At 43.6% G+C, this 18,609-nt stretch carries 17 protein-coding genes; 5 read left to right on the top strand and 12 right to left on the bottom strand.

Annotated features, from left to right (window positions below; all coding sequences use genetic code 11):
* Nucleotides 1-117: 117 nt before the first annotated feature.
* Together AB5Z12_RS11285 and AB5Z12_RS11280 are read right to left on the bottom strand one after the other, a co-directional pair.
* Nucleotides 118-1,209, bottom strand: a complete 1,092-nt coding sequence (locus AB5Z12_RS11285; RefSeq protein ID WP_173734935.1) for a GntR family transcriptional regulator — start codon at nt 1,207-1,209, stop codon at nt 118-120.
* 316 nt (nt 1,210-1,525) lie between these two features.
* Nucleotides 1,526-2,545 (bottom strand): low specificity L-threonine aldolase, encoded by a 1,020-nt coding sequence (locus tag AB5Z12_RS11280; RefSeq protein ID WP_173734936.1) that lies wholly within the window; start codon nt 2,543-2,545, stop codon nt 1,526-1,528.
* A 553-nt stretch (nt 2,546-3,098) separates the two neighbouring features.
* On the opposite strand from AB5Z12_RS11280, the gene AB5Z12_RS11275 reads away from it, so the two are divergent.
* Entirely contained in the window at nt 3,099-4,235 is a 1,137-nt protein-coding gene (locus AB5Z12_RS11275) for a sodium ion-translocating decarboxylase subunit beta (protein WP_148461773.1), read from the top strand.
* 330 nt (nt 4,236-4,565) lie between these two features.
* Here AB5Z12_RS11275 and AB5Z12_RS11270 read toward each other — a convergent pair whose 3' ends face one another.
* The 3 genes from AB5Z12_RS11270 to AB5Z12_RS11260 form a co-directional block, all read right to left on the bottom strand.
* Complete coding sequence (locus AB5Z12_RS11270) at nt 4,566-5,735, bottom strand: ATP-binding protein (RefSeq protein ID WP_148461774.1); 1,170 nt, start codon at nt 5,733-5,735, stop codon at nt 4,566-4,568.
* Nucleotides 5,736-6,128: 393 nt separating this feature from the next.
* Complete coding sequence (locus tag AB5Z12_RS11265; RefSeq protein WP_118581793.1) at nt 6,129-6,572, bottom strand: DUF1700 domain-containing protein; 444 nt, start codon at nt 6,570-6,572, stop codon at nt 6,129-6,131.
* A gap of 281 nt (nt 6,573-6,853) precedes the next feature.
* The gene (locus AB5Z12_RS11260) at nt 6,854-7,051 is read right to left on the bottom strand and encodes a hypothetical protein (RefSeq protein WP_302672221.1); all 198 of its coding nucleotides are present in this window, start codon (nt 7,049-7,051) and stop codon (nt 6,854-6,856) included.
* A gap of 78 nt (nt 7,052-7,129) precedes the next feature.
* Between AB5Z12_RS11260 and AB5Z12_RS11255 the strand changes: the two genes are divergently transcribed.
* The gene (locus AB5Z12_RS11255; RefSeq protein ID WP_195379501.1) at nt 7,130-8,815 is read left to right on the top strand and encodes a formate--tetrahydrofolate ligase; all 1,686 of its coding nucleotides are present in this window, start codon (nt 7,130-7,132) and stop codon (nt 8,813-8,815) included.
* A 187-nt stretch (nt 8,816-9,002) separates the two neighbouring features.
* On the opposite strand, the gene AB5Z12_RS11250 is transcribed toward AB5Z12_RS11255, so the two are convergent.
* On the bottom strand, nt 9,003-9,875 hold the full coding sequence (locus tag AB5Z12_RS11250) for a phosphoribosylaminoimidazolesuccinocarboxamide synthase (RefSeq protein ID WP_173717512.1): 873 nt from the start codon (nt 9,873-9,875) through the stop codon (nt 9,003-9,005).
* Between the two features lie 326 nt (nt 9,876-10,201).
* Here AB5Z12_RS11250 and AB5Z12_RS11245 point away from each other — a divergent pair, with 326 nt between their 5' ends.
* Complete coding sequence (locus AB5Z12_RS11245; protein WP_173717511.1) at nt 10,202-11,002, top strand: Cof-type HAD-IIB family hydrolase; 801 nt, start codon at nt 10,202-10,204, stop codon at nt 11,000-11,002.
* A gap of 108 nt (nt 11,003-11,110) precedes the next feature.
* Here the strand turns inward: AB5Z12_RS11245 and xylB are convergent, their stop codons facing one another.
* The 5 genes from xylB to AB5Z12_RS11220 form a co-directional block, all read right to left on the bottom strand.
* Nucleotides 11,111-12,577 (bottom strand): xylulokinase, encoded by a 1,467-nt coding sequence (gene xylB / locus AB5Z12_RS11240; RefSeq protein ID WP_118581799.1) that lies wholly within the window; start codon nt 12,575-12,577, stop codon nt 11,111-11,113.
* A 239-nt stretch (nt 12,578-12,816) separates the two neighbouring features.
* The gene (locus tag AB5Z12_RS11235; RefSeq protein ID WP_118581802.1) at nt 12,817-14,298 is read right to left on the bottom strand and encodes an L-fucose/L-arabinose isomerase family protein; all 1,482 of its coding nucleotides are present in this window, start codon (nt 14,296-14,298) and stop codon (nt 12,817-12,819) included.
* Between the two features lie 167 nt (nt 14,299-14,465).
* On the bottom strand, nt 14,466-15,083 hold the full coding sequence (locus AB5Z12_RS11230; protein ID WP_226815961.1) for a DUF4867 family protein: 618 nt from the start codon (nt 15,081-15,083) through the stop codon (nt 14,466-14,468).
* A gap of 206 nt (nt 15,084-15,289) precedes the next feature.
* Nucleotides 15,290-16,153, bottom strand: coding sequence for an AraC family transcriptional regulator (locus AB5Z12_RS11225; protein ID WP_173717509.1), 864 nt, complete (start codon nt 16,151-16,153; stop codon nt 15,290-15,292).
* The gene (locus AB5Z12_RS11220; protein WP_319017295.1) at nt 16,132-16,329 is read right to left on the bottom strand and encodes a DUF6783 domain-containing protein; all 198 of its coding nucleotides are present in this window, start codon (nt 16,327-16,329) and stop codon (nt 16,132-16,134) included. The genes AB5Z12_RS11225 and AB5Z12_RS11220 overlap by 22 nt, the downstream gene beginning before the upstream one ends.
* On the opposite strand from AB5Z12_RS11220, the gene AB5Z12_RS11215 reads away from it, so the two are divergent.
* Nucleotides 16,249-16,422, top strand: coding sequence for a DUF6783 domain-containing protein (locus tag AB5Z12_RS11215; protein WP_319017296.1), 174 nt, complete (start codon nt 16,249-16,251; stop codon nt 16,420-16,422). The two genes, AB5Z12_RS11220 and AB5Z12_RS11215, sit on opposite strands and share 81 nt — an antisense overlap.
* 160 nt (nt 16,423-16,582) lie before the next feature.
* Nucleotides 16,583-16,861, top strand: coding sequence for a type II toxin-antitoxin system HicB family antitoxin (locus AB5Z12_RS11210; RefSeq protein ID WP_118581811.1), 279 nt, complete (start codon nt 16,583-16,585; stop codon nt 16,859-16,861).
* Nucleotides 16,862-17,007: 146 nt separating this feature from the next.
* Here AB5Z12_RS11210 and AB5Z12_RS11205 read toward each other — a convergent pair whose 3' ends face one another.
* A complete protein-coding gene (locus AB5Z12_RS11205) occupies nt 17,008-18,252 on the bottom strand; it encodes an AGE family epimerase/isomerase (protein ID WP_173717582.1) in 1,245 nt (414 codons plus the stop codon).
* Nucleotides 18,253-18,609: the final 357 nt, after the last annotated feature.

The raw sequence follows: 18,609 nt of genomic DNA, 5'->3' as shown, positions 1-18,609 counted from the left end.
CTCCTGTTTATTATATTTTTGTAAATATTGTTATTGATTCAATTTTTCAAACGGTAGTTTGCAATGTATATTTCCAATTGAAAGGGAACAATTATCAGTGATTCTTTGCAGCAAATATCATTTAAGCCTTCTGCAGGAACCACGAACAATTAACTCCGGCTGAATCAGACGTTCTACTTTGCTGTCCTCTTCTGACACTCCATTGATTTTTTCTAATATCAATTCTGCTGCCATCTCTCCAAGCCGCTCCTGTGGATGGGCAATGGTTGTGATTCCGGTTCCGCGCTGGGCATAGAGGGAATTGTCATAGCCTGTAACGGAAATATCCTTTGGTACTTGAAGACCACAATCTTCAAGAGATTCAATCACCTGCACAGCAATCTGATCATTGTAGCAGACGATTCCATGAGGAAGCGATCCGGTTTTTACCATTTCTTTTACCATCATAGATGGTTTACTCCGCCGGTCTTCGGTGTGGAACCATACTACCAGATCTGGATCATAAGGAATACCAGCCTCCTGCAATGCCCTCACATACCCTTTATGTCTCTGGATACCCTGAATGTCATCTGCCTTGAAAAAACCGGTAATCCTGCGGTGTCCCTGCTCCAAAAGGTACTTTGTCACCAGATAGCCGCCCCTGGCATCATCCATAAGAATGTGGGGCTTGTCCTTCATTTCCGTGTAAATTCCCTGGATAAAAATGTATGGAATCTGATATTTCTCCAGATTTTCGTAAAGGCCAGGATGCCGACAGCTAAGCTGGCTTTTACTTGGCTCTATGATCAGACCATCAATATCTTTCTGAAAAAGCTCTTCTAGACATTTTGCCTCTTTCTGACGGCTGTTACCTGTATTTTTCAAAATGATGCTGTAGCCCTGCTCAGACAGTACATTATCCATTCCCTGAATCAGCCTTGGAAAAATGTAGTCGGAAATATAAGTTGTCACTACCGCAATGTTTCTGGACTTTTTCATATGGCGCATTTTCTCGGAACAAAAAGTTCCTTTTCCATGGCAGGCTTCTATATAGCCTTCCTGTTCCAGAAGACTAAGTGCCTTTCGCACCGTATGCCGGCTGAGGGAATATTGTACTGTAAACTGATTCTCTGATGGCAGCTTCTCTCCTGGCTGAATCCTGCCGGAAATGATTTTCTCTTTTAGTTCTTCCATCAGGGTAAAATATTTTGGCTTGCCATTTTCAGTCATTCTTCCTTCCTCCTGTTTCCATCTTACAACTTGTACGCACATACGGACAAGTTGTTGTGTTTGGATATTGTATATAAAATAATCAGCTACATTTTATGCTCTTTTAACAAATGTTGGGGATTCTAAAATGAAAGAAGTGAAAACATAAGATTTTATTTACAGAATGGCTATGTAAATCAACGCTTACATAGCCATCTGTTTTACACAAGTGTTATCTCATTTACACAATGGGCATCCGAAATTCATGCTTTCACAGGACCTTACCGCCTGCACGATAACAAACAACACTCGCGAAACATAACTTTTTCTTGTTTTATTACAATGTCTCAATCAGCGAGTCAATGTCTTCCATTTTCGTTGCCCAACTTGTTGCAAAGCGGACTACTGTATGACTATCATCATATTTTTCCCAGAAGCTGAACTTCACTTTTTCGCCCAATTCCTCCATTTTCTTATTTTCCAGGATAACAAAAATCTGATTGGTTGGGGAATTAATGAAAAATTCATAGCCCTTCTCTTTTAATGCAGCTTTCAGTTTTGCAGCGGTTTCAATAGCATTTTTACTGATTTCCAGGTACAAATTTCCTGTGAAAAGAGTATCAAACTGAATTCCAAGCAGTCTGCCTTTCGCAAGAAGCGCTCCCTGCTGTTTGATCATAGTAAAGAAATGTTTCGGTGCTTTCTTCGGAAAAACGACTGCTTCACCGCACAGGGCACCAACCTTGGTTCCTCCGATATAAAATACGTCTGTATAATTTGCAATATCTTTCAAAGTCACATCTGTCTCTGCCACCAGTCCATAGCCCAGTCTGGCTCCGTCCAGGAATAGCGGGATCTCATATTCCCTGCATACACTGGAAATATCTGCCAGTTCCTGCTTTGTGTAAAGAGTTCCGTATTCTGTCGGATGTGAAATATAAACCATGCCTGGAAAAACCATGTGATCATAGCTTCCGTCTGCGTAGTAGGTCTGGAGATAATCTTTCAGATCTGCGGCAGAAATTTTACCATTGTCCTGGGGAAGTGGAAGAACTTTATGTCCGGTAAATTCTATTGCTCCGGCTTCGTGCGCATTTACATGACCGGTAACTGCGGAAAGCACTCCTTCATACCGGTTCAACACGGACGCGATCACCACTGCATTTGTCTGGGTACCCCCTACCAGGAAATAGACCTCCCCATCTGGACAGCCACATGCCTCTTTTATTTTTTCCTTCGCTTTGTCACAGAAAGGATCCTGTCCATATCCCGGAACCTTTTCCATATTGGTTTCCATTAATCTTTTTAAGATTGCCTCATGAGCACCTTCGCAATAATCATTTTCAAAATACAACATGATGTAACTCCTTTGTTTCATATTTTTCACTTGTACCATACAGGTATATTTTACTTTGATTTCGTTTTTTAATCATATACCTGCCCTGAATTTTTTACAAGAAAAATGTTTCCGGATAACAGTTCCGTAACCAAATGGCCAATAAATTCTTTCTTTTATATAATTCAGGGTTGACATTCCCACCTTTGCCGAATTATAATTACCACAACAAAATACATTTGCAGTCACGCTTCAATAAAAGGGAGTAGCTGGCATATCAAATGCACTGTTTCTGTTTTAGTGCATTTTTGTATATGGATTTTCATGCGTCAGAACGGTAGACAGTTCCATGAATCTGTCGCCCGCAGAAAATTGAAATGGCAAGACTTTTATTACAATAGTCGCATATCTTCAGATATGCAGTATTGTAATAAAAGTCTTTTTTATACCCCAAAAACAGGTTATAAAATTCCTTCCCTACAAAGCTTTCATTTTTATAACAATATTAACATTATGCAAGTATTTTTATCTATTTAAGCACTTACATTCAAACACCCAAAAGGAGGAAAAAGAAATGGAATTTTTAACAGACGGAATCCTTGCATTAACCTGGCAGCAAATTGTGATGTTTGCCGTCGGAATCACCCTGATCTGGCTGGCTATCAAAAAGGGATTTGAACCAGCCCTGCTTCTGCCAATGGGCTTTGGTGCCATACTTGTGAACCTGCCTTTTTCCGGAGTTTTAAACCAGACTCTGGCTGGCGGGATCCAGGCAAACGGAGTCATTGAATGGCTGTTCCATGTGGGAATTGAAGCCTCAGAAGTCATGCCGATTTTACTTTTCATCGGAATTGGCGCTATGATCGACTTCGGTCCCCTGCTTTCCAATCCCTCTTTGTTCCTGTTTGGCGCAGGTGCACAGCTTGGAATTTTTGCTGCAATTTTACTGTCCACCATCCTTGGATTTGACCTAAAAGACGCTGCTTCTATCGGAATCATCGGTGCTGCCGACGGACCTACTTCCATTCTGGTATCCCAGGTCCTGAATTCCAAATATATCGGCGCCATTGCAGTTGCCGCCTATTCCTACATGGCACTTGTCCCAATTGTACAGCCCTTTGCCATCCGGCTTGTCACTACAAAGAAGGAACGCTGCATTCACATGGAATATAATCCGAAATCCGTTTCCAAAACCATGAAAATTGCTTTTCCCATTATAGTTACTGTAATCGTTGGGCTGGTAGCACCTCAATCTGTTGCGCTGGTTGGATTTCTCATGTTCGGCAACCTGATCCGGGAATGCGGCGTCCTGGGCACCCTGTCCGACACAGCCCAGAATATTCTGGCAAATCTGATCACCCTGCTTCTTGGAATCACCATTTCCTTCAGCATGCGTGCAGACCAGTTTGTAACAAAAGAGACTTTACTGATCCTGGTGATTGGACTTTTTGCTTTTGTCATGGACACCATCGGCGGCGTTCTCCTGGCAAAATTTATGAATCTTTTCCTGAAAAAAAAGATCAACCCAATGATTGGCGGTGCCGGAATTTCTGCATTTCCAATGTCCTCCCGAGTTGTTCAGAAAATGGCCATGGAAGAAGATCCCACAAATGTAATTCTCATGCAGGCCGCCGGTGCCAACGTGTCCGGACAGATTGCTTCTGTAATCGCAGGCGGCATGGTTATCAACCTGGTCACAAAATTTTTATAAAAAAATTTTTATAATGAGGAGGGTCTTATCTATGAATACATCCAATATCATTATTGCACTTGAAATCATGGCAAAAGGAATGGCAGGAATCTTTACTGCCATTCTGTTCATCATTCTTTGTGTATGGCTTCTCGGAAAAATCGGAAAATAAATACTCCAATATATCTATAGCGCTTCTCTTTTCATCCCCGACAAAAAACGAGCCAAGGTCACATGCAGCATTGACCTTGGCTCAATATTTTTACTAATACATCGTTTCGTAAATAACTATACCAATCGCGTAGGATGTAGATCCGAGTGTGCAGGTCTAAAATCCACATTTTCTCTCTGTTACTCTACTGCATCAGCAGCATTCTCAGAGGCAGAACCGGGCTCCCCATCATAATTTTCCAGGAAAGAATGTCTCACACCATATTGTTTATATCCCACAACTGTATCAATATTTACATTCTCTACGCTCTTGAAAATGTTGCCCTCTACAAACGGATTCACCTTTTTCAGGTCACGGATCAGTTCCTTGATTTCTACACGTTTGGAGCGATTTTCGTTATTGCAGGTAGTGCAGGTATCTGTAAATTTACATGCACACTGAATAAAATGGAGATCATTGTAGTCACGCCATGCCTTAATATCATCCTCCCGCACCAGATACAATGGACGGATCAATTCCATTCCCTCAAAGTTGGTGCTGTGAAGCTTGGGCATCATAGTCTGTACCTGGGCACCGTAAAGCATGCCCATAAGAATGGTCTCAATCACATCATCATAGTGGTGACCCAGTGCAATCTTGTTGCAACCCATTTCTTTTGAAAAAGCATAGAGATGCCCGCGGCGCATTCTTGCGCAAAGATAACAAGGAGATTTCTCCACATTAAATACAGACTCAAAAATATCAGACTCAAAAATACGAATAGGAATATTTAACCTTCTGGCGTTTTCCTCGATTACCTGACGGTTGGCCGGACTGTAGCCCGGATCCATAACCAGAAATTTCACCTCGAAATCAAATTTATTATGAAGCTTCAGTTCCTGGAAGCACTTTGCCATCAGCATAGAGTCCTTGCCGCCGGAAATACAGACTGCAATCCTATCTCCCGGCTTCACAAGCTCGTAAGTATTGATTGCCTTGGTAAACCTGGACCAGATTTTTTTCTTAAATTTCTTGCGAAGACTGATCTCCACATTTTTCACAAAATCTTCGTCCTGTGAACTCTTCATGGCATCCATAAGCCAGGCAATGTACCCTTTCTCAAGGCTTACTGCATCCAGCCCCTCTTCCTCGAGCTTCTTAGCGATTTCTTTACTATTGATTCCGCGGCTGCAGCAAATAACCAGTTTTCTGGTCTTATCCACTTCCGGATTCTCCATGATTTCCTCTGGCTTACAGGCCAAAGCCCCCTTAACAGCGCCATGGGAAATCTCAATCTCGTCGCGGACATCAATGATCTGATAGGACTCCGCTGGTAACTTTTTTAATTCTTCTATTGTTATACTGCTCATTTAAATCCTTCCCTGAATATATTCTATAATGTCCATACTTTATATCACGATCTCAACAAAACTGTAACTCGTTCCTGCTCAGAAGAAACCTTGCTGAATATGATTGTTACTGTTCACTGGTCACGTTCCGCGAGGCGTTTTTTGTGAACAAAGTTCACAGAAAACCCGAGAATTGCGGCGCGAAATCATGCGAATGCATGATTTCTGTGCATCGCGAAGCGCGTTACTGTGAACGGAGTGAACAGTAACATATGATTCTCTAAAGCATGTCCGACATTTTTTTGTTACAAAACGGACATGTCGTCTATCGGCGACATCTCTATATATGAAAATCAGCTGCTGTGCGCCTGCGACACTCCCGCATCTGCCGTTCGTGACGTTCATAGTATCATGTTAATTCCGATTTTTTATCAGTGACACAATAAACAAAATCAACGCCAGTACCGCAAAAAACGGAATCACTGCCACCAGAATATGAAACAGCAAAAAGACGACTATCAGCAGGATCACCACGCCCAGAAGTTTGCTGTACCAGGTATCAAACCGCCATACATGTACATGATTCCGGCTGGAGCTCTGGGTATTCTGTGCGTCATCCGAATAGGTGCTGTACTCCTCATAATCCAGCTGCCCGTTATCCACATCTGTATCCAGCAAAGTCCTGGCGATCAGCCTGGGATCTCCAAGTTCATCAAGAACCTGCTGCTCATCGCGTCCACTACGTACCTGTGACTGAATATAATCTTCATAGTAACGCACATGCGCCGCCACCTTACCCTCATGCATCTGTCCGGACAGCTGACTTCTCAATGTATCCAGAAATTCTGTTCTATTCATTCAATTATTCAACCTTTCTTATATAAAACCACGAATCATTATCCTGTTTCAAACAGGCTCTGTGCATTTTCTATTCTAACAATACTTGCCCTCATACGCAACTATCCAAGTCATAAAATTTTTATGAAGTCAGAAGCGGAGATTGTATTTTTCAATTCGGGTAGATTTTATCCACGTTCAAAGCATTTGTTATTTTTCACAAATATACATCGTCTTTTTTGACAATAATGCTGTCTGTTAATTTATTGACAAAATGTTTTTTTAATGATACAATGAACACATCAATTGAAAAGCTTCTGAATACTGACGGATCGTGGAGTTAACCACAGGGACTTCAGGAGCAGATCATGAGGATTACTGTTTACAGCTGCTGCACCATATTTTGCAGACAGCATAGGCAGTAATTTCCAGCCGACCGTCTGGGCAGTATTTGAATCATCAGATACTGCCCTTTTTTTACCGGGAGGTACCTCTGACATGAGGGAAATACCGTTGTCTTTTTAAGAAGCGGTCATATAAAAACCATTTAATCTTACACAACGAAAGGAGCTTTTATTATGGGGTTTAAAAGTGACATCGAAATCGCACAGGAATGTGAAATGAAACCAATCACTGAGATTGCAGCTAAAGCAGGTATTGAGGACAAATATCTTGAGCAGTATGGTAAATACAAAGCAAAAATCGACTACAATCTTCTGAAAGAAACAGATAAGAAAGATGGCAAACTGATTCTGGTTACCGCTATCAACCCGACTCCTGCCGGAGAAGGAAAAACCACTACTACAGTTGGTCTGGCAGACGCTATGCAGAAGCTTGGCAAGAACGTTATGGTAGCTCTTCGTGAGCCATCCCTTGGACCGGTATTCGGTGTAAAAGGCGGTGCAGCAGGCGGCGGATATGCCCAGGTAGTTCCAATGGAAGATATCAACCTTCACTTCACAGGTGACTTCCACGCAATCGGCGCAGCAAACAACCTTCTTGCAGCAATGATCGATAACCATATTTTCCAGGGCAATGCTCTTAACATCGACCCACGTAAGATCACATGGAGAAGATGTGTAGATATGAACGACCGTCAGCTTCGTAATGTAGTAGACGGACTTGGCGGAAGAACAAACGGTATGCCTCGTGAAGACGGCTATGACATCACGGTAGCTTCCGAGATCATGGCTGTTCTCTGTCTTGCAAGTGATATCAAAGACCTGAAAGAAAGACTTTCCAGAATCATCATCGGTTATACATATGGCAAACCGTCAGAGCAGAAACCGGTAACAGCTGGTGATCTTCATGCAGAGGGTGCTATGACAGCACTTCTGAAAGATGCTCTGAAACCAAACCTTGTTCAGACACTGGAGCATGTACCTGCAATCGTTCACGGCGGACCATTCGCAAACATTGCTCACGGATGTAACTCCGTAACCGCTACCAAGATGTCTCTGAAGCTTGCTGATTACACCATCACAGAGGCTGGATTCGGTGCTGACCTTGGTGCCGAGAAATTCCTTGATATCAAATGCCGTATGGCTGGTCTGAAACCAAATGCAGTTGTTATCGTTGCTACTGTCCGTGCACTGAAATACAATGGCGGCGTTCCGAAGGCTGATCTTAACAATGAGAACCTTGAGGCTCTTGAGAAAGGTCTTCCAAACCTTCTGAAACACGTAAGCAACATCAAAAATGTTTACAAGCTTCCATGTGTTGTTGCAATCAATGCATTCCCGACAGATACCAAGGCAGAGCTTGACCTGGTAGAAGCAAAATGTAAAGAGCTTGGCGTTAATGTTGCACTTTCTGAAGTATGGGCAAAAGGCGGCGAAGGCGGTATTAAATTAGCTGAGGAAGTAATCCGTCTTGTTGAAGAGCCAAACGACTTCACATATTCCTATGAGCTTGAAGGCTCTATCGAAGATAAGCTGAACCAGATCGTTCAGAAAATCTATGGCGGTAAGAGAGTTGTTCTTACAGCTAATGCTCAGAAGCAGGCAAAACAGCTGGAAGAGCTTGGATTCGGAAACTGCCCGATCTGTGTGGCAAAAACACAGTACAGCTTAACAGATGACCAGACCAAGCTTGGTGCTCCGACAGGCTTTGAAGTAACTGTTCGTAACCTGAAGATTTCTGCAGGTGCAGGCTTCATCGTAGCCCTCACAGGAGAGATCATGACCATGCCAGGTCTTCCAAAGGTTCCGGCTGCTGAGAAAATCGATGTAGACGAAACAGGTAAGATCACAGGACTGTTCTGATTTTTACATGTCAGCCAGGTTTCCGTGTAAACATGGATTTGGCACGTTGCTCACAAAAATCAACGCCCGGGAGACCCAAACTCCCGGGCGCTTTTTACATACAAGCAAAGTGTATCCTTTGAAAATAAAATAAAGGATTTTATCAGCCTGCCAGGGACAGACGCCCTGGCAGTATTATGTATATTACTTATTTCAGCTTCTCCCCTGTAAGCATCTCATATGCCTGGAGATATTTGTCGATTGTCTTGTCCACGATTTCCTGTGGAAGAGTCCAGTCGTTGTCCGGGTTTGCTTTCAGCCAGTCACGGGCAAACTGCTTGTCAAAGGATGGCTGGCCATGACCTGGCTCATATCCATCTGCCGGCCAGAATCTGGAGCTGTCCGGTGTAAGCATCTCATCACCAATAACAATATTACCATTTTCATCAAGTCCAAACTCAAATTTGGTATCTGCAATAATAATACCTTTGCTTAAAGCATACTCAGCACATTTTTTATATAATGCGATGGTGTAATCACGAATCTTCTCTGCATACTCCTGACCATGTCCCGGATAGTATTTCTCAAGATGGGTAACGCTCTGCTCAAAAGAAATATTCTCATCGTGGTCGCCGATCTCAGCCTTGGTAGAAGGTGTGTAAATAGGCTCAGGCAGCTTGTCAGACTCTTTCAGACCTTCCGGAAGAGTAATTCCGCAAACTGTACCATTCTTCTGGTAGCTTGCCCAGCCGCTTCCAGTGATATATCCACGAACGATGCACTCAACCGGGATCATATCCAGCTTGCGGCACATCATGCTGTTTCCGTCAAACTTATCCTGCTGGAAAAACTCCGGCATATCTTTTACATCAACAGAAATCATGTGGTTCGGCAGGATATCCTGGGTCATATCAAACCAGAACTTGGACATCTGTGTAAGAACAGTGCCTTTCTTCGTCACTTCGTTGTTCAGGATCACATCAAAACAGCTGATACGGTCTGTCGCAACCATGATCAGGCTGTCTCCGTTGTCGTAAATCTCGCGTACTTTGCCTTCTTTAACTGGCTTCATTTCCTGCATAGCTTTACACCTCATCACTTTTCTATTTTTCATTTTTGTAAAAGTCCCAAAGGCATGACTGTTTCACAATCTCAGCCTGCCTGTCTCCGCTTTTACAGCACCCAATTATTTTACCATTTTGCAAACAAAAAAACAATTCTCTTAAATGCCGAAATCAAGGCATCTTTTCCCGAAATCCATGTGAATCTTCACATGTAACCATTCAAAGTGATTGATTCCTGCACTATCTTCGTTTTATAATAAGAAAATATAACCAGCAGGATACTCTGCCTGCGAGGGACATTTCAGCTCACAAAACTAATTTACCATATATTCCAGGAGGCACTATGATCTATAAATTTGCAGCCGCCGACATGGACGGTACTTTATTAAATGACAAAAACGAAATTACACCATACACCATCGAAATAATCCGGCAGGCAGCCGCGCAGGGACTGATTTTCTCCATTTGCACCGGGCGCCCCATTCAGGGAGTGGAGCGCTATCAGAAACAGCTGGGCATTCAGGGACCTGTGATCACTTATAATGGGGCTATGATCCTGGATTCTGCTGACGGACGCGTTCTGTATAGACAGGAGCTGAAAGCTGACGATGCGCGTCTGATTCTGGAAGCAGGACTGAACTATGATACTACCATGTGCATCTGGTCGGACAATAGATTATATGGGAACAAGCTGAATAACCGGATTCAGGAATACAGCCAGGCTACCAAGGTAACGCCCCTTCTCATGCCATCTATCGACGAGCTTTTGGCGCAGGGGATTACGAAAATTCTCTGGTATGACGATGTTTCCCAAATTCAGCAAATAGAAAAAGAGCTACGGAAAACAGCTCATTTTCATAACGTAACTTTTTGCACCTCCAAGCCCTTCTATCTGGAGTTCTTCAGCAGTAAGGTGTCAAAGGCTGCAGCTATTGATTGCATTGGTAAGCTCTACGATTTCACCCCCGCTGAAACTATCGCTATCGGCGACGGTTTCAATGACCTCTCCATGATCCGCTATGCTGCCCTTGGCGTTGCCATGGCAAATGCACCAGATGGCGTGAAAGAGTCTGCGGATTATATCACTGCACGCACTAACAATGAGGATGGTGTTGCAGAAGTTCTGGAGAAATTTGTTTTATAGAATCATGACTATACAAAAATGGTGATTGTGTTAATTATTTCACATTCAACACAATCACCATTCTATTAATCTGTTTTAAACCAAATTTTGTCCGCCTTGCTATATCTCTTACAGATTCTTAAACAGCGGCTTCATAGCCGGATACAGTTCTTTGAACTTCTGGTATCTCTCCTCATATTTCGCAGCCAGTTCTGGAGTAGGCTCTACAGTATCCACTACTTTTGCAAGCTTCTTGCCAGCAGTCTCAACGTCCGGATAAACACCGCATCCTACTGCTGCCAGCATAGCACCGCCAAGGGATGGTCCCTCTTCCACTTCCAGAACGTCAACCTTAATATTCATAACATTTGCAATAATCTGCTTCCACAGCGGGCTCTTTGCACCACCGCCACAGATCTTGGTACGCTCAATTTTAATTCCAAGACTCTTTGCAACCTCCAGAGAATCACGAAGTGCGAAAGCAACTCCCTCCAATACAGCCTGAGTCATATCTGCTCTTGAGGTGTCCATGGACATGCCGAAGAATACGCCTCTTGCATCTGGATCGTTGTGTGGGGAACGCTCGCCCATCAGGTATGGCAGGAAGAATACGTGATTCTCACCAAGCTTCTGGATAGGCGCCTGCTCTGCTGCGAAGTCCTTCGTTCCAAGAATCTCCTCGGCCCACCATTTATTACAGGAAGCAGCGCTGAGCATACATCCCATCAGATGATAGCTTCCATCTGCATGGCAGAAAGAATGAAGGGCATTGTGCTCATCTACACCAAAATTCTTGCTGGAAATAAATACAGTTCCAGAAGTACCAAGGGAAATATTGCACTGTCCATCACCAACTGTTCCAGTACCAACAGCTGCTGCCGCATTGTCTCCAGCACCAGCGATAACCTTTACATTCTCAGAGAAGCCAAGCTCTTTAGCAACCTCTGGCTTCAGTGTTCCAACAACCTCCCAGCTCTCATAAACCTTCGGAAGCTGCTCCTCTTTCACACCGCAGATTTCCATCATTTCTTTAGACCAGCAGCGATTCTTTACATCCAGAAGAAGCATACCTGAAGCGTCAGATACATCTGTGCAGAAGGAGCCGCTTAAACGATAAGCCAGGTAATCCTTTGGAAGCATGATCTTCACAACTTTTGCAAATTTCTCTGGCTCATTTTTCTTCATCCACAGGATCTTCGGAGCAGTAAAGCCTGCAAATGCGATATTTGCAGTATACTGGGAAAGCTTGTCCTTTCCGATCACATTATTCAGATAATCTGTCTCTTCAGAAGTACGTCCGTCATTCCACAAAATTGCAGGACGAATTACCTGATCCTGATCATCTAAAGTTACCAGTCCATGCATCTGTCCGCCGAAGCTGATTCCGGCAACCTGGGAGCGGTCAATGCCCTCTGTCAGTTCTTTCATACCAGCCATACTCTGGGTATACCAGTCTTCCGGATTTTGCTCAGACCAGCCCGGATGCGGGAAAAATAATGGATATTCTTTTGATACGATATTACAGATTTTTCCGGATTCTTCCATAAGAAGAAGTTTTACTGCGGAAGTACCAAGATCAACACCGATAAAATACATTTTTATCCTCCTTAAGTTCATGCCTTAGGCGTTCCTTCTAGGCTTTCCGGCCAGAACCCTCTTAGAATGCTCTGCCCGCCTATTCTAAAAACAGCCGTACCGCATAAAGTGGTACGGCCGTTTCTATATACGCCTATAATTCTATTCAAATCGTCCCTCCCTGCTTTTTAAGCAAGAAGCAATCATTCTACATTGCTCTCAACTTTGTACACAGCAATTACTTACTGTTTATTTAAGCATTAGCCCCATGGATTCTCTGTAGGATATCTTACACCAGCTGGCTGGTTGTAACCGATCTTCTTAACATCAAGTCCAAGGAATTTCACTACTTCGTAGAATGCCTTTCCATAATGTCCGAACATAACTGCACCGTGATGCGGGTAGTTGCCCTCGATCAGTACGTGACGGTAGAATCTTCCCATCTCTTTGATTGCGAAGATACCAATACCACCAAAGGATCTTGTAGGTACGTCAAGAACTTCACCTTCTGCAACATAAGAAACAAGCTCTCCCTCAGAGTTGCACTGCAGACGATAGAATGTAATATCAGAAGCAGCGATATCTCCCTCCAGAGTTCCTCTTGTGAAATCTGGCTCAGATCCTTCCGGCTCAAGAAGTCTGTGCTGGATCAGCTGATATTTAACAGCTCTGGAATCGCACATCTTGCAGGCCGGAGTATTTCCGCAATGGAAGCCCATGAATGTATCGGTAAGCTTATAATCATATTTGCCCTTGATATCCTCATCATAGATGTACTGAGGAACGGAGTTGTTGATGTCAAGCAGTGTAACAGCGTCATTGGAAATGCAAAGTCCGATGTACTCGCTAAGAGCTCCGTAGATATCAACCTCACAGGATACCGGGATTCCTCTTGCAGCAAGACGGCTGTTTACATAGCATGGCTCAAATCCAAACTGTGACGGGAATGCAGGCCAGCATTTATCAGCAAATGCAACGTATTTTCTTGCTCCCTTGTGAGCCTCAGCCCAGTCAAGAAGAGTAAGCTCAAACTGTGCCATTCTCTCACTAAGGTCAGCATAGTATCTGCCCTCGCCCATCTCCTTCGCCATATCTGCACAAACTTCCGGGATACGAGGATCGTTCTCATGCTCTTTGTATGCAACCAGAAGGTCAAGTTCAGAGTTCTCTTCAATCTCAACGCCCAGCTCATAGAGTCCTTTGATCGGTGCGTTACATGCGAAGAAGTCCTGTGGACGTGGTCCAAAGGTAATGATTTTCAGGTTACGAACACCGATAACGGCACGTGCAACTGGTACGAAGTCAGCGATCATGGTAGCAATGTCAGTTGCAGTTCCAACCGGATATTCCGGAATATAAGCTTCAAGATGACGCATCTTTAAGTTGTAGGAGCAGTTCAGCATACCGCAGTAAGCATCACCACGACCATTGATCATATCGCCATCGCCCTCAGCAGCAGCTACATACATGCAAGGTCCGTCAAATCTCTCAGCAATCAGGGTCTCTGGAGTCTCTGGTCCGAAGTTTCCAAGGAAAACAACAAGTGCATTACACTCAGCTTTGTTTACATCCTCGAGAGCCTTCTCCATGTCTTTCTCATTCTCAACAGTTACTGGACATTCATAAAGCTCACCCTTGTAAGCGTCCATGATAGCTGCGCGTCTCTTCTCAGAAAGCTGAATCGGGAAACAGTCACGGCTTACTGCGATTAATCCAAGTTTTACTACTGGTATATTGTTCATAATAGGTATTCCTCCATATTTTAATTTTTTAAGAAACTTTCAATTGTGGTAGCTATGTAAGCTCCTCAGGTCTCAATATTCATTTTTCAAACAGACTTTAGTAGTTACCCCCCAACAACGTGTCGGTTTATCTTCTGAAAAAAAATGAGCAACTATGAATTATTTTATCAGTCAATTGTGATATTCTCACCCTTCAGACCATTAAATGCGCCAGCGATCTTCGCATCCTCATGTGCGATCAGCCATTTGTTCTTGGCTGTCATCAAGCTGTCCTCTCCCGTCTTCTCAGTCTGGAAAGTAAGGTCTGTGTTAGTTCCTTTCGGAAGTACAACAACACACTGGAAACCGCCCTCATTCACATGACATGGTGCGTAGTGAAGTGTGGTAGCGTATACCTCGATTCCGGTTCCTGCCGGTACAAGGAATGCCTCGATCTTAGATGTATCATAGGTATGATCCGGCTCAATGTCCTGCTGATGTCCGATAAGAAGGACAAGATCTGTAACCGCTACATTGATCTCGGAATTACGATGATACTCCACTGCATTCAGCTTCTTGTTATGGCCGTTGCAGTATCCGATCTGGACCGGCAGCCCGCCGTATCCCTTATTCTGCAGGTCCTTCATAATATCCAGTGCCTCCAGCTCCTCAACAGATGGAACATAGATTACGTCCTCTGGAACCGGAGTGTGTTTCATCTCCTTGATAAGACCTGTAAAGTCGTATCCCTCCAGCACCTGTCCATATTTACGGAATGCCGGATCTGTTACTTTCTGAATCTTCACGATTAACCTCCTTTTGCGCATATCAGAATGCGGACATGGCTGCTATCTGCCACTCTCACAGCAGTCCAACATGCTCATACTCAAGATTCCCGAACCAGCTGCTGACCTCAGTCTGCCCTGGTTCTTTCTGCATGAAAAAAGCATACCATATTCTGGTATGCTTTACGACGGTTTTCTTGTCTTATCTATAGCACTTTTTTGACATTTTATTCTTTTGGAGTTGTATTAAATTTTTGTCTTACTTCGCTTGGAAGTCTGTTATATTTCTTCTGAAACTCTCTGGAAAAGGCTCTGCTGCTGGCAAAGCCGTTGTCCAGGGCAATCTGGCTCACTGTTTTCTCTGTATTCATCAGTTCCCGACATGCATAAGACATGCGAATTTCCTGTAAATAAGTCTTAAAATTGATTTTTGCATACTTTTTGAACATTCGCGACAAATAAGCGTCTGAATAGCCAAATAAATTTGCCATCTCAGAAAGTTTCAGTTCTTCTGTATAATGCTCACGCATATAAGTGGTAATTTTTGACAAAGCATCCAGTCGTCGGCTATCCTGAATTTCCTCCTGTGCAGCCTCGGTCTCACGATAATCCCTTACCATCAGGTACAAAATATTGTAGTACAGTGCCATAGTCCGGTACTCCCATCCTTCTTCACGGGCACGGTACACCTTATAAAGCTCCTCAATAAAAAATGCCAGCTTCCGGTTATCCGGAGCCTTGGACTTCTGATCCTTTGCTACACGGGCTGCACTTGTAAATCGGATAAACCGCTGGGCAGTAAAATATTTTTCGAACTGCTTTAGTGGAATCTGCAAAACCACAGTCTCATTTTTCCTGGGGGCGTGAATGGAGTGGATCTCATTGGAATTGATGATGATCAGCCCGCCAGCCTCCAGGGGGTACTCTTCTTCATTAAGAAAAAAAGTCAGTCTGCCTTTTAGCACTGCAAAAATCTCAATTGAGGTATGCCAGTGTTTTTCTCTTTCGTAATTGCCGTGTCCGCCTTCAAATAAAAAGATTTTGAAAGGAAGACCTTCGTTTGGTATGATCAATTCATGCTGAAATTCCAAGATTTCACCTCCGGCAGGTATATTTCTATAAAGCCGCGCCATTTTCTTTCAGTTCCGAACCGGCTAGAGCGTGTTTGAAAAAGGCTTTCTGCAAGATGTGCGTCACAATTTGTGGGAGATTTCGCTCGGATGAGGGCGCCGTAGCGGGCTACGGCAACCGAATTCGGGTGAAATATACCGCAAAGTGGGGCGTGCAGATTGCGGGAATGATTTTTCAAACACGCTCTAAAGTCTCTTGCTGTAAGAATATCATTTTCCCCTATATTTGACAATCCTGTTTCTTAGATTCTTTTTGGCTCCGCTGCCACGTCTTTTCTCGCTTCGTATTTTCTTAAATACAAGTTTTTTCTTATCTTGTATTTACCAGCTCAAACGCTTATAATTGAAATTAATTTTCAATATGTTATTTTTATTTTCGGGAGGTTTATCATGAAATTTATATATCCTGCTGTTTTTAAGAAAACCGAAGATGGTCGTTATAAGGGAACTTTCCCAGACCTGGAAGGCTGCTTCGGAGAAGGAGACACTTTAGACGAAGCTATCGAAAGCGCTAACGCTGCTGCATTCGACTGGATTTCTGTAGAGCTCTCCGAAGAAGTTCCAGAGCTGCCTCCGATCACAGATCCAGATGATATGGAATTAGAAGATGAGGATGTGGTCAGAAATATCCAGGTGAACATCCGGTTGTATGATGGGTGGGATGAATGAAGTTTACCGTGAGTGTTTGAAATGTCCGCTTACGTTCCAGACTTCACTGACTTACCTAATAAGTCCAAAATGGGGAGGCAAAGCCTCCCCATTAATTTTACCACTGTACCTGGTCAGAACCTTCTTAGTTACAAAATATTTTTGTTTTATCTTGCCTGCTTCTTCACTGCCACTGCAATGGACAGACCGGGAGCATAATATGGAATCAATGTAGCCTGCAGTGCATGATAAATATCAGCCTTTCCAGGCCATACGGTCTCCAGAAGATTGTTCTCTCTGTCCAGCTGGTGGAACCAGGAACCGTTTACGTGATCCAGAACTTTCTCATCCAGATATTTCATAAACTCTGCATAATCTGCTGCGTATTTCTCATTATCTGTTACATGGAACAGAACGGAAGAGGTGTTGATTGCTTCTGCAAGAGTCCAGTGCATTCTGTCATGGACTACAGGTTTGCCGTTCCAGTCTGTTGTGTAACAGATTCCCGGTTCACCGTCTGCATTCCATGCGTCAGCAACTGCACGGTTATACAGATTCTCTGCAGCTTCAATATAAGGTGCTGCGCCAGCCTTGTCCTCTTTATATGTAGAAAGCGCCCACTGTGTGATCAGTCTTGCCCACTCAATTCCGTGTCCCGGAGTTGCGCCGTATGGCTTAAACTGGTCGTCCGGGCGGTCTTTGTTGCATTCCAGATCCGGTACCCAGTCACTGGAAAAATGCTCCGGTATACGCCAGTTATTGTCCTTTGCCCATATCAGAACACGGTCGATGATCCTGCCTGCACGTACGCGATATTTCTCATCCCCGGTCACATCAGCTGCGGCAAGAAACGCCTCAACGGTATGCATATTTGCATTCAAGCCTCGATAGGAATCCAGCTCTGTAAATTCTGTGTTCCAGGTATCACAGGAAAGTCCTTCTTCCTCGTTCCAGAATCTCAGATCATAAAGTGCCAAGGCATCTTTCAAAAGCTCTGCTGCCCCTTCTCTGCAGGCCAACACGCCGGAAGAAGCTGCCAGAATTACAAATGCATGGGCATAGCACTGCTTGGTTGGAACAATTTCATTGTCCTTTGTAAGACCTGCATACCAACCACCATTTTGATCATCGTGAAGCTCGCCTCTAAGCCCCTTCAACGCTGCATCAGCCAATGCCTCGCTGCCTTCATGTCCAAGCATGGAACCAATGCTGTACACATGTGTCATACGGCTTGTGATCCAGGTTTCACGGTTACGGTCTTTCCAGGGAGTGCCGTCATCTCCAAGATAATAGGAGCTTCCTCCTGGTGACGGAAACTGATGTCCGAAGCTTAATAAGCCATCTCTAACATCCTGCAGAAATTTCTGATTTTCAGCTGTTCCAAGCTGATATTTATTCTCTGTAACTGCCATTTCTGTTTTCTCCTTTTATACTGTAATATCCTGTGAAAGTCCCGCTCTACAGCTGACTCTCATATATAGTGATGTCACAAATAAGCAACAAATCCGTTTTGTAATGATCTCCCACTTTGCAATCTTCATTTTACCTTATCTGGAAGGCCTTGAACAGAGGGGGGAACTTTGGCTTTTATGGGGATTTTTACTGTTTCACTTTTCTGACACAATTATACTCCCAGACGGGATTTCGGTCAATTTATTTAAGTTTCATCAAAACAGCCGCCATTAGTACGTTATGATATGATACCTCTAAAGTAGACAGATTAAATATAAAAATCTGTTACTTTGGAGGTATTTTTCATGCCAAAATCA

The sequence above is a fragment of the Ruminococcus sp. RTP21358st1_G6_RTP21358_211008 genome (assembly GCF_040908885.1).
Classification (GTDB): domain Bacteria; phylum Bacillota; class Clostridia; order Lachnospirales; family Lachnospiraceae; genus Blautia_A; species Blautia_A faecis.
This window is presented reverse-complemented; position numbering and strand designations above follow the sequence as displayed.

Coding starts and splice junctions, on each gene's coding strand:
- AB5Z12_RS11285 (WP_173734935.1), bottom strand. CDS start 1,209: ATGACTGAAAATGGCAAGCCAAAATATTTTACCCTGATGGAAGAACTA.
- AB5Z12_RS11280 (WP_173734936.1), bottom strand. CDS start 2,545: ATGTTGTATTTTGAAAATGATTATTGCGAAGGTGCTCATGAGGCAATC.
- AB5Z12_RS11275 (WP_148461773.1), top strand. CDS start 3,099: ATGGAATTTTTAACAGACGGAATCCTTGCATTAACCTGGCAGCAAATT.
- AB5Z12_RS11270 (WP_148461774.1), bottom strand. CDS start 5,735: ATGAGCAGTATAACAATAGAAGAATTAAAAAAGTTACCAGCGGAGTCC.
- AB5Z12_RS11265 (WP_118581793.1), bottom strand. CDS start 6,572: ATGAATAGAACAGAATTTCTGGATACATTGAGAAGTCAGCTGTCCGGA.
- AB5Z12_RS11260 (WP_302672221.1), bottom strand. CDS start 7,051: ATGTCAGAGGTACCTCCCGGTAAAAAAAGGGCAGTATCTGATGATTCA.
- AB5Z12_RS11255 (WP_195379501.1), top strand. CDS start 7,130: ATGGGGTTTAAAAGTGACATCGAAATCGCACAGGAATGTGAAATGAAA.
- AB5Z12_RS11250 (WP_173717512.1), bottom strand. CDS start 9,875: ATGCAGGAAATGAAGCCAGTTAAAGAAGGCAAAGTACGCGAGATTTAC.
- AB5Z12_RS11245 (WP_173717511.1), top strand. CDS start 10,202: ATGATCTATAAATTTGCAGCCGCCGACATGGACGGTACTTTATTAAAT.
- xylB (WP_118581799.1), bottom strand. CDS start 12,577: ATGTATTTTATCGGTGTTGATCTTGGTACTTCCGCAGTAAAACTTCTT.
- AB5Z12_RS11235 (WP_118581802.1), bottom strand. CDS start 14,298: ATGAACAATATACCAGTAGTAAAACTTGGATTAATCGCAGTAAGCCGT.
- AB5Z12_RS11215 (WP_319017296.1), top strand. CDS start 16,249: ATGTGCGTCACAATTTGTGGGAGATTTCGCTCGGATGAGGGCGCCGTA.
- AB5Z12_RS11210 (WP_118581811.1), top strand. CDS start 16,583: ATGAAATTTATATATCCTGCTGTTTTTAAGAAAACCGAAGATGGTCGT.
- AB5Z12_RS11205 (WP_173717582.1), bottom strand. CDS start 18,252: ATGGCAGTTACAGAGAATAAATATCAGCTTGGAACAGCTGAAAATCAG.